Consider the following 10,021-nt stretch of genomic DNA (forward strand, 5'->3'; position numbering starts at 1 on the left):
GTCGGTCCTCACCGACCGCCTGGGCAAGAGCCTCAACGTGGTTGCCGACGGCGCAGGTGGCTTCCGCTGCGTGGACGTTTCCGATGGTTGCGTCGCCGCTCCGAGGTTGACCAGTGCAGTGGTCGGCGGCCAGCTGCCGCAGGCATGGCGCGACTACGTGTTCGTGCCCGTCACCGGTAACACGCTGTACACCGAAAGCACCGCAAACGTGTCCTTCAGCGGTCCGCTGTTCTCGCTGCCCTACGGCGATGTGCGCGCTGCGGTCGGTGCCGAATACCGTCGCGCGAAGATCGACGACACCCCGTCGATCGATTCGATCAACGGCAACCTGTACAACCTCACTTCGTCCACCCCGACCCGGGGCAAGGACTCGGTGAAGGAAGTCTTCGGCGAGCTGGAGATCCCGGTGCTGTCCGGCGTCACCGCGGCCGAAGAACTTACCTTCAACGTGTCTGCACGCTGGACCGATTACCAGTCCTACGGTTCGGACCACACCTACAAGATCGGCGGCCTGTGGACCCCGGTGAAGTGGGTGTCCTTCCGTGCGTCCTACGGCACCTCCTACCGCGCTCCGGCGCTGTTTGAACAGTTCCTTGGTGCCACCAGCGGCTTCCTCAGCAATCAGTTCGATCCCTGCAACACGTACGGCAACGATCCGGGTACCACGCTGGCGCGCAACTGCGCATCGGAAGGCCTGGCACCTGACTTCCAGGCCACCCAGTCGGTTACCGTGCTGCAGGCCGGTGGCGCCGAGGCCGGCCTGAAGGCTGAAACCTCGAAGAACTTCACCGGCGGCATCGTGCTGCAACCGGAGTTCTCCTCGGCAGTCGGCAACTTCTCGCTGGCCGTGGACTACTTCAACATCGAAGTCAGCAATGGCGTGGCGCGTGCGGGCGGCTCCAACATCCTGGACCTGTGCTACAACAACCCGGACTTCCGCGCCGGCGGCGGCTTCTGCCGTCTGATCGACGAACGCAATCCGCTGAACGGTCAGCTGACCGTACATGACAGCTACGTCAATCTGGCAACGGACAAGGTGCGCGGCCTGGACTTCACGTTGCGTTACACCCGTGACCTCGGCCCGGGCAGTCTGCGTGCGACCGCACAGGTCACCCGTTTCCTTGAACAGTCCAACAAGCTGTTCAAGGACGACGAGCTGATCGACTACAACGGCAACCTGAACACCCCGGACAAGTCGGGCACCCTCGACGTGGTCTATACCTGGAACAAGTGGAAGTTCCGCTATGGCCTGGACTGGGTCAACAAGATGCAGAGCTACGACTACTACGAGCTGGACAAGGAAACCTCGATCTACAAGTTCGACGTGCCGAGCTACTTCCTGCACGCGCTGTCGACCGAATACACCGGCGACAAGTGGTCCGTCACGGCCGGTGTGCGCAACCTGCGCAACGAGGAGCCGCCGATGATTTCGTCGGGCGCCCTGAATCGCGTGGGCAATGCCCCGTTGTACAGCGGCTATGACTACGTCGGCCGCACCTACTTCGTGAACATCAGCAAGAGCTTCTGATCGTGGGATGAAGCCGCCGCCCTCCCGGGCGGCGGTTTTTTTTTGCCTCTTCCAACAGTCCAGGAAGGAACAGCCTCCATGCACCTCAACGCTTTGACCGCCAGCGTACTGGCGATTGCACTGGCGATGCCGCTGGTGAGCCATGCCAAGCCCACACCCCCCAGCATCCAGCAGCTCGCCGCGTTCCCACAGGTTTCCAGCCTCTCCCTCTCACCCGACGGCCGCTACCTTGCCGGGCTGCAGGCCAAGGGCGAGGAACGCGTCATCCTGGTCTGGAAAACCGATGCACTCGATCAGGCCCCGACGGTGATCGGCGCCGGACGCATGAAGTTCCAAGGCGTTACCTTCATCAAGAACGGACTGCTGGCGGTAACGCTCTGGCAGCCCTACGACCTGCGCCAGGACAGCGTCACCAAGACCTTCATCAGCAAGTTCTTCATCACCGATATTGAAGGCAAGCAGTGGAAGGAACCCATTGCACCGCCGCGCGTGACCAGCCGCAACGAGGAACTGGAGCAGGCGCTCTCCAATTCGACCGTACTGGATACGCTGCCCAACGACCCGGACCACATCYTGGTGGTCAACGGTTCGGGCAGCAATTCCGGTGACGTCTACAAGGTCAATGTGCGCGACTTCACCGCGCAACGTATCCAGAAAACCGAAGAGCGCGTGGCCGGCTACATCACCGACCTGGACAGCAACCTGCGCGCGCGCCTGCGCCAGGACCTGGATGGCAACGGCGCCTACATCGCCACCGAGTTCCGCAACCCGCAGACCAACACCTGGGAGCAGCACTTCCGTTCCTACGTGAAGGACCGCGACGTCAACCAGGTGATCGGTTTCGCCAACGACGCCAACATCGCATTCGTATTGAGCAATGTTGGACGCGACAAGTCGATCGTGTACGAGTACGACATCGCCGCGCGCCAGCAGAAGGAAGTGTTGTTCGAGCACAAGTACTTCAACGCCAGCGGTCTGGAAATGAATCGCTTCAAGGGGGTGGAAGGCCTGCCACTGGGCGAGATTCTCGGGGTGGACTACAGCGGCCCGCTCGGCTATGACGTGGAGTGGACCTCACCGCGACTCAAGGCGTTGGACCTGGGCCTGCGTCARGCGCTGGGAATCACCCAGACACCGCTGCGGCTGGTCGATCTGGCTACCGGCCAGAGCGCTACCACCAACTACGATACGGGTCGCAACCTGCGGCTGGTCGATCACACGGCGGACCTGAAGACCGTGGTCGTCGTCGTGTCCGGTCCGTCCAACCCGCCGGAGTACTACCTGTTCCACAACGGCAAGCTGACACTGTTGGCCAAGTCCTACCCGGACGTGGACCCTGCGGCGCTCGGCGATACCCGCCTGGTGTACTACAAAGCCCGCGATGGACTGGACATTCCCGCCTTCCTGACCACGCCGAACGTCGAGATGTGCGGTGCTGGCCCATGGAAGGCGGTCGTGCATCCGCATGGCGGCCCGTGGGGGCGCGACAACCTTGGTTTCGATGGATCCATGTGGGTGCCACTGATGGCATCGCGCTGCATGGCAGTACTGCGGCCACAGTTCCGTGGCTCGGCCGATTGGGGCCGCCAGCTCTGGATGGCCGGTGATGCCGAATGGGGCCAGAAGATGCAGGACGACAAGGATGACGGCGCCAGGTGGATGATCGACCAGAAGATCGCGCAGCCTGGCCACATCGCCATGTTCGGCTTCTCCTACGGTGGCTATGCCGCGTTCGCAGCGTCGGTGCGTCCGAATGGACTGTACAAGTGTGCCATCGCCGGCGCCGGCGTGTCGGACATCAAGAAGATCTGGGCACGGTTCTACACCAATCCCTTCTTCCGCCAGGCGCAGGCCAAGACCGTGGACGGGCTCAACCCGCTGGACAAGGCGGCAGAGATGAAGATTCCGCTGATGGTCTACCACGGCGATCGCGATCAGACGGTGCCCATCGAGCAGTCCGAGTGGTTCGTGGCCAAGGCCAAGAACTCTGGCCAGCCGGTGGAGTACCACGCCATTGCCGACTACGCACACGGCCCGGCGTGGACCCGCAAGATCATGGGCGACCAGCTCCAGTTGATCGATGATTACCTCGGCAAGGGCTGCGGCGGCGGCGGTCTCTGACCCCAGCGCCACGCAGCGACGCAACACGCATCGGCCACGCAAGTGGCCGATGTCGTATGTACGCTAAGGTCACCCGCGCAGGATCACCTGCGCGGCATTGTGCCCGGGCGCTCCGGTCACACCGCCACCGGGATGCGCGCCGGCGCCACACAGATACAATCCCGGCAACGCCCCCCGATAATCGGCCTGCCCCACCATAGGCCGCGCGCTGAACAGCTGGTTGAGGCTCAGCGCGCCATGGAAGATGTCGCCGCCGATCAGGCCGAAGATGCGTTCCAGATCCAGCGGACTCAACACCTGACGCCCCAGCACCGACGCCGCAAAGCCCGGCGCGTGCTTCTCCACCGTGGCGATCATCAGATCCGCCACTTCCTCGCGATGATCGTCCCAGCTGCGTCCATCCGGTAAGTGGGGGGCCACGTGCTGGCAGAACAGGCTGGCCACGTGCTGGCCGGGCGGTGCCAGCGAATCGTCCAGCGTGCTCGGAATCAGCATCTCCACGATCGGCTCGTGCGACCACCCGTGCGCGCGCGCGTCCTGAAAAGCGCGATCCATGTAGTCCAGCGACGGAGCGATGATGATGCCCCCGGTCAGGTGGTCGCCTGGCCCCGGCAGCACGCTGAAATCGGGCAGGCGCGAGAGCGCCACGTTCATGCGGAACGTGCCCGAGCCACAGCGCCACTGCGCCATGCGTTCGCGGGTGGCGACGGGCACTTCCTCCGGCGCCAGCAGCTGTTCGTACAACAGTTTCGGATTGACGTTGGCCACCACCGCGCGTGCACGGATGTGCTGGCCATCCAAGGTTTCAACACCGACCGCCCGACCGTTTTCGACAAGCACACACGCCACGCCCGCATCCACCCGGATGCTGGCACCGGCGGCCGTCGCCGCGCGCGCCATCGCCTGGGTGATCGCGCCCATGCCGCCGATCGCGTGGCCCCAGGCGCCTTTGACGCCGTTGCTCTCCCCAAAGGCGTGGTGCAGCAGCACGTAGGCCGTGCCGGCCGCATAAGGGCTGGCGTAGTTGCCCACCACGCCATCGAAACCGAACAGCGCCTTGATCGCATCGCTTTCGAACCAGCGGTCCAGGTACTCCGCCGCAGAGATCGTGAACAGGTCCAGCAGTTCCTGCTGCAGTGCCGGGCTGAGCGACTGCAGCTGGCGGCCCAGCCGCGCCGCGCGCCACAACGCAGGCAGCCGTCGAAGCCAGCCTCCCTCACCTACGTTCGGCGGCGCCTGCAAGGCCAGCGCACGCAGCACATCGGCAAACACCTCCAGACGCTGCTCATACAACGGCAGGCGTTCGGCATCGCGTACTGAAAAACGGCGTACTTCGGCTTGGGTGATCCCCCTGCCCGCCAAGAGATACTGTCCCGACGGCAGCGGCAGGAAATTGTTGATCCGCCGGGGAACCACGCGCAGGCCGTGCGCGGGCAGGTCCAGGTCTGCGATGACCTTGGGCTGCAGCAACGACACCGTGTAGGAGGCCACCGAGTTGCGGAAGCCGGGGTGGAACTCCTCGGTCACCGCCGCGCCACCGACCACCCCGCGCCGCTCCAGCACCAGTACCCGCCGGCCGGCACGCGCCAGGTAGGCGGCGCAGACCAGGCCATTGTGGCCGGCGCCGATGATGATCGCGTCCCAGGTCTGCGCAGAAGGGTTTGTCATGACGCTCTATATATACCCGCCCCGAGCAGCCTGTCGCGCCCGCCGTCGGCCTTTGCCGGTGCGGGTGTCACAGCGTGCCGGATCCGGCCGACCACCCGGTGAAGGTGCGGCTTGCCAACAGCCATGACCTTCGACACCCTTGCAGGTCGAGCCAGCGGCGTATCGTCTGGCCCACGGCTCCCCTGTGGGGGGCCATCCCCCGATGCATTCAGGCCTGGAGGCCAACCCACGTGATCCGCACTCCCAAGATCGTCCTGCTGACCCTGGCCGTTTCGGCCGCGCTGGTCGGCTGCGGCAAGAAAGACACCCCGGCTGCGGACACCGCGGCCTCCGCCGCCGCGCCGACCGCCACCGCTGCGGCCACCGAGTACAAGCTCGACGACAGCAAGCTGCCGGCCTACAACGCCTTCCACCCGTCCGACCTGGACACCACGATGGACGCCTGCGGCGCCTTCGGCGACTACGTCAACAGCAAGTGGCTGGCGGCCAATGAAATCCCGGCCGACCGCACCAGCTGGGGCGCCTTCACCATCCTGGACGAGCGCTCGGTCGCCGTGCAGCACCAGCTCGCCGAGCAGGTCGCGGCGGTCAAGAACCCGAACGGCATCGAGAAGATCGTCGGCGACTTCTGGGCCACCGGCATGGATGAAGCCAAGATCAACGCCCAGGGCATCGAGCCGCTCAAGGCCGACCTGACCGCCATCGACGGCCTCAAGGACAAGGACGCCATCGCCACCTACCTGCGCACCAGCGCGGCCAAGGGCGACAACGTGCTGTTCGGCTTCGGTCCGGAAGCGGACTTCAAGAATTCCAGCATGAACCTGGCCTACGCCAGCCAGGGTGGCCTGGGCCTGCCGGACACCACTTACTACACCGACGCCAAGAACGCCGACAAGCTCAAGGCCTACCAGGCCCACGTGGCCAAGGTGCTGGAACTGTCCGGCGTAGCCGCCGCCGACGCGGCCAAGCAGGCCGCGGACGTGGTCAAGTTCGAAACGCGCCTGGCCAAGGCCTCCAAGTCCAGCGCCGAGCTGTCGCGCGATGTCTCGCTGTTCTACAACCCGGTCACCGTGGCCGACGCCGACAAGCTGACCCCGAACTTCAGCTGGACCGAGTTCTTCAAGGCCCAGGGCATTGCCGCGCCGGAGAAGTTCTCGCTGGCCATTCCGTCCTTCCACCAGGAAGTGAGCAAGGCGCTGGGCGATACCGATCCGTCGGTGTGGCGCGCCTACCTGCGCTTCCACACCGTGGACAGCGCCTCGCCGTACCTGGCCGACGCGTTCGTGCAGGAAAACTACGACTTCTACGGCAAGACGCTGAACGGCCAGAAGGAAATGAAGCCGCGCTGGAAGCGCGTGCTGGGCACCATCGAAAACGATGCCGGCGATGCGTTCGGCCAGCTGTACGTCAAGGTCGCCTTCTCGCCGGAAGCCAAGGCCAAGATGGAAGAACTGGTCAAGAACCTGGCCGCCGCGCTCAAGGAGCGCATCCAGGGCCTGACCTGGATGAGCGATGAGACCAAGGCCAAGGCGATCGCCAAGTGGGAAACCTTCACCCCGAAGATCGGCTACCCGGACAAGTGGCGTGACTGGAACGGCCTGACCACCGGTCGCGACAGCTACCTCGGCAACGTGCGCGCAGCGAACGAATTCAACTACAAGTTCGCCCTGTCCAAGATCGGCAAGCCGGTGGACAAGACCGAGTGGGGCATGACCCCGCAGACGGTGAACGCGTACTACAACCCGCTGCAGAACGAGATCGTGTTCCCGGCCGCGATCCTGCAGCCGCCGTTCTTCGATCCCAAGGCCGACGACGCGCTCAACTACGGCGGCATCGGTGCGGTGATCGGCCACGAAATGACCCACGGTTACGATGACCAGGGCAGCCGCTTCGGGCCGACCGGCAACATGGAAGACTGGTGGAGCCCGGCCGACAAGAAGAACTTCAGCGGCTTGACCGACAAGCTGGTCAAGCAGTTCGATGGCTACAAGGTGGACGGCCAGGCCGTCAACGGCAAGCTGACCCTGGGCGAGAACATCGCCGACCTGGGCGGCGTGGCGACCGCCTACGACGCCCTGCAGAAGGCCACCGCCGGCAAGGAAGATCCGAAGATCGACGGCTTCACCCGCGATCAGCGCTTCTACTTCAACTGGGCCACCGTGTGGCGCACCAAGTACACCCCGGAGAACGCCAAGGTCCGCCTGGCCACCGATCCGCACGCCCCGGCGCAGTTCCGCGCGATGGGCGCGCCGTCGAACCTGCCGACCTTCGCCGCGGCGTTCCAGTGCAAGGCCGGTTCGCCGATGGTCCGCGCCGGCGACCAGCAGGTCGTAATCTGGTAAGCCATCGCGCCACCGCGTGAGGTGATGCAGGCAAAGGCCCGGGATTTCCCGGGCCTTTGTTTTTGGGGCCGCCGCCCATCACGCTCTTTTCGCTTTGCTTGGTACACTCGCGCGATCCCAATCCACACTGGATTCGCTTTACATGTCCAACCTCCGTCCGCTCGCCATTGCCCTGGGCCTGAGCCTGGCCTCCCTGGTCATCGCACACGATGCGCACGCTGCGCCGAAGAAGAAGGCCGCACGTGCGCCGGCGGTCAGCGCGCAGTGCAGCGACTTCTACGATGCCACCAACGCCAACTGGCTCAAGGCCAACCCGGTACCGCAGACCGGTGCCACCACCGCCCTGGGGCAGCTGGCCGACCGGACCCGCCAGCAGCAGCGCGAGCTGCTCGATGCATCGATGAAGACCCCGCTGGGCAACGTGCAGAAGCTGCTCGGCGACTTCTGGGCCAGCGGCCTGGATGAAGCGGCCATCGAAGCCGATGGTTCCAACCCGATCGCCCCGTTGCTGACCCGCATCAACGCGATCAAGAAGGCCAAGGACGTTCCGGCCTCGATCGCCGCCCTGCACCAGGTCGGCATCCCGGTGGCCTTCAACTTCGCCCCGGACGTGGACCTCAAGGCGCTCGACCGTCACATCGGCTACTTCATGCAGGGCGGCATGGGCCTGCCGGACCCGGCGTTCTACACCCGCACCGATGCCGACACCGTGGCGCTGATGGGCCGCTACCGCACCTACGTCAAGCAGATCCTGGCCCTCACCGGCACCCCGGCGGCCAAGCTGGATGAAGAGTCGCAGGCGGTGATCGCGCTGGAAACCGAGCTGGCGCGCAACGCGCAGTCGCTGGCCGGCATCAACAACCCGTTCAACAACTACGCCCCGATTTCCACCAAGGACCTCACCAGCCGCTATCGCAACCTGCAGCTGGATGCGTTCCTGAAGGTCCAGGGCGTCAACGACGACCTGGTCTCGCTGGCCGATCCGGCGCTGTTCAAGCAGCTCGACGGCATGGTCACCAAGATCAAGCCGGACCAGTGGAAGGCCTACCTGCGCTGGCGCGTGGGCGATGCGATGGCGCCGTACCTGTCCAAGGCCTACCGCGATGCCGAGTTCGAATTCCGCGGCCGGGTGATYCGTGGCGAGACCATCGCCCCGGCGCGCTGGGAACAGACGCTGGATGCGATCAACGTCGCTGCCGGCCCGATGCTTGGCCGCGAGTACGCCAGCCGCTATCTGTCCGCCGATGATCGCCGCCAGGCCGCAGTGATCGTCGACAAGATCCGTGAAGTGCAGATCGACGCGGTCAAGCGCAGCACCTGGATGAGCGCCGAAGCCAAGACCGAAGCGCAGGCCAAGCTGGCCGCGCTGAAGATCGAGATCGGTACGCCGCTGCGCGACCTGGATTRCAGCGTGCAGCCGATGGGCCGTGGCAGCTTCGGCGGCAACATGCTGATCGCCTCGACCTGGCGCCACCGCGAAGAAATGAAGCGGATCGGCAAGGGCAACGCCGACCGTCGCTGGGACGTGCTGCCGCAGCAGCCGGCACTGGCCTATGACATCGCGCAGAACCGGCTGATCGTCACCGCTGCGGTGCTGCAGAGCCCGGTGTTCAATGCCAAGGCCGACAGCGCCGACAAGTACGGCAGCTACGGCGCGCTGGTCGCCCACGAACTGACCCGTGCCATCGATGCCAARGGCGCGCTGGTGGATGCCAAGGGCGAGCTGCGCAGCTGGTGGCAGCCGGCCGACAAGACCGCCTGGACGCTGCTCGGCAGCCGCGTGGCCGCGCAGTACAGCGGATACGACTTCCCGGGCGTGAAGGGTGCCAAGGTCAATGGCGAACTCACCCGCGAAGAGAACCTCGCCGACCTGGCCGGTGTGGAACTGGCCTGGGAGGCCTACAAGGCGGTGGACCCGGCGGCCAAGCCGGCCGCGCAGCAGGGCTTCTTCCGCGCCTGGGCCAGCCTGTGGCCGCAGCAGCTTTCGCCCAACGAAGCCGCCCAGCGCCTGACTTCGGACATCCTTGCCCCGGGTCGCTGGCGCACCAACGGCGCGCTGTCCAACCTGCCGGCCTTCGGCGCGACGTTCAGCTGTAAGCCGGGCCAGCCGATGCAGCGCGTGGACAACGACCAGATCAAGGTCTGGCGCTGAGTCTGCGTCAGTGATGAAGTGAGAAGGGCGCCCTTGGGCGCCCTTTTTTTGGTTCTTCGCCGATGTGCGGGACGAGAATGAGCGCGCCTTGACTCTCTCCGGGCGCGGTGGTCGGTGGGTCGGGCGCTGGGTCCCCAWGCCCTTTCCGGCGAATGTCCTCCGGCGTCGGCCTGCGGCCGCCCCCTCCCCCTTTATTTCGCCTCCAAGGGC

General features: G+C 65.2%; 5 protein-coding genes. 4 read left to right on the forward strand and 1 reads right to left on the reverse strand.

Features of this window, described 5'->3' with window-relative positions; translation table 11 throughout:
* Together AC1DQP_RS11345 and AC1DQP_RS11350 are read left to right on the forward strand one after the other, a co-directional pair.
* Positions 1–1,528, forward strand: a 1,528-nt coding sequence (locus AC1DQP_RS11345; RefSeq protein WP_478051617.1) for a TonB-dependent receptor, incomplete at its 5' end; no start/stop codon positions are given.
* 78 nt (positions 1,529–1,606) lie between these two features.
* Positions 1,607–3,649: an alpha/beta hydrolase family protein gene (locus tag AC1DQP_RS11350; protein ID WP_457320994.1), complete on the forward strand. Its 2,043-nt coding sequence runs from the start codon at positions 1,607–1,609 to the stop codon at positions 3,647–3,649.
* A gap of 69 nt (positions 3,650–3,718) precedes the next feature.
* On the opposite strand, the gene AC1DQP_RS11355 is transcribed toward AC1DQP_RS11350, so the two are convergent.
* Positions 3,719–5,317 carry a phytoene desaturase family protein gene (locus AC1DQP_RS11355; RefSeq protein WP_478051618.1) on the reverse strand — a complete coding sequence of 533 codons (1,599 nt, stop codon included), beginning with the start codon at positions 5,315–5,317 and terminating at the stop codon, positions 3,719–3,721.
* 230 nt (positions 5,318–5,547) lie between these two features.
* Here AC1DQP_RS11355 and AC1DQP_RS11360 point away from each other — a divergent pair, with 230 nt between their 5' ends.
* Positions 5,548–7,659, forward strand: coding sequence for a M13 family metallopeptidase (locus tag AC1DQP_RS11360; protein WP_478051619.1), 2,112 nt, complete (start codon positions 5,548–5,550; stop codon positions 7,657–7,659).
* 142 nt (positions 7,660–7,801) lie between these two features.
* On the forward strand, positions 7,802–9,811 hold the full coding sequence (locus AC1DQP_RS11365) for a M13 family metallopeptidase (RefSeq protein WP_478051620.1): 2,010 nt from the start codon (positions 7,802–7,804) through the stop codon (positions 9,809–9,811).
* The last annotated feature ends 210 nt before the right edge of the window (positions 9,812–10,021 follow it).

The sequence above is a fragment of the Stenotrophomonas sp. P5_A8 genome (assembly GCF_056400545.1).

Coding starts and splice junctions, on each gene's coding strand:
- AC1DQP_RS11355 (WP_478051618.1), bottom strand. CDS start 5,317: ATGACAAACCCTTCTGCGCAGACCTGGGACGCGATCATCATCGGCGCC.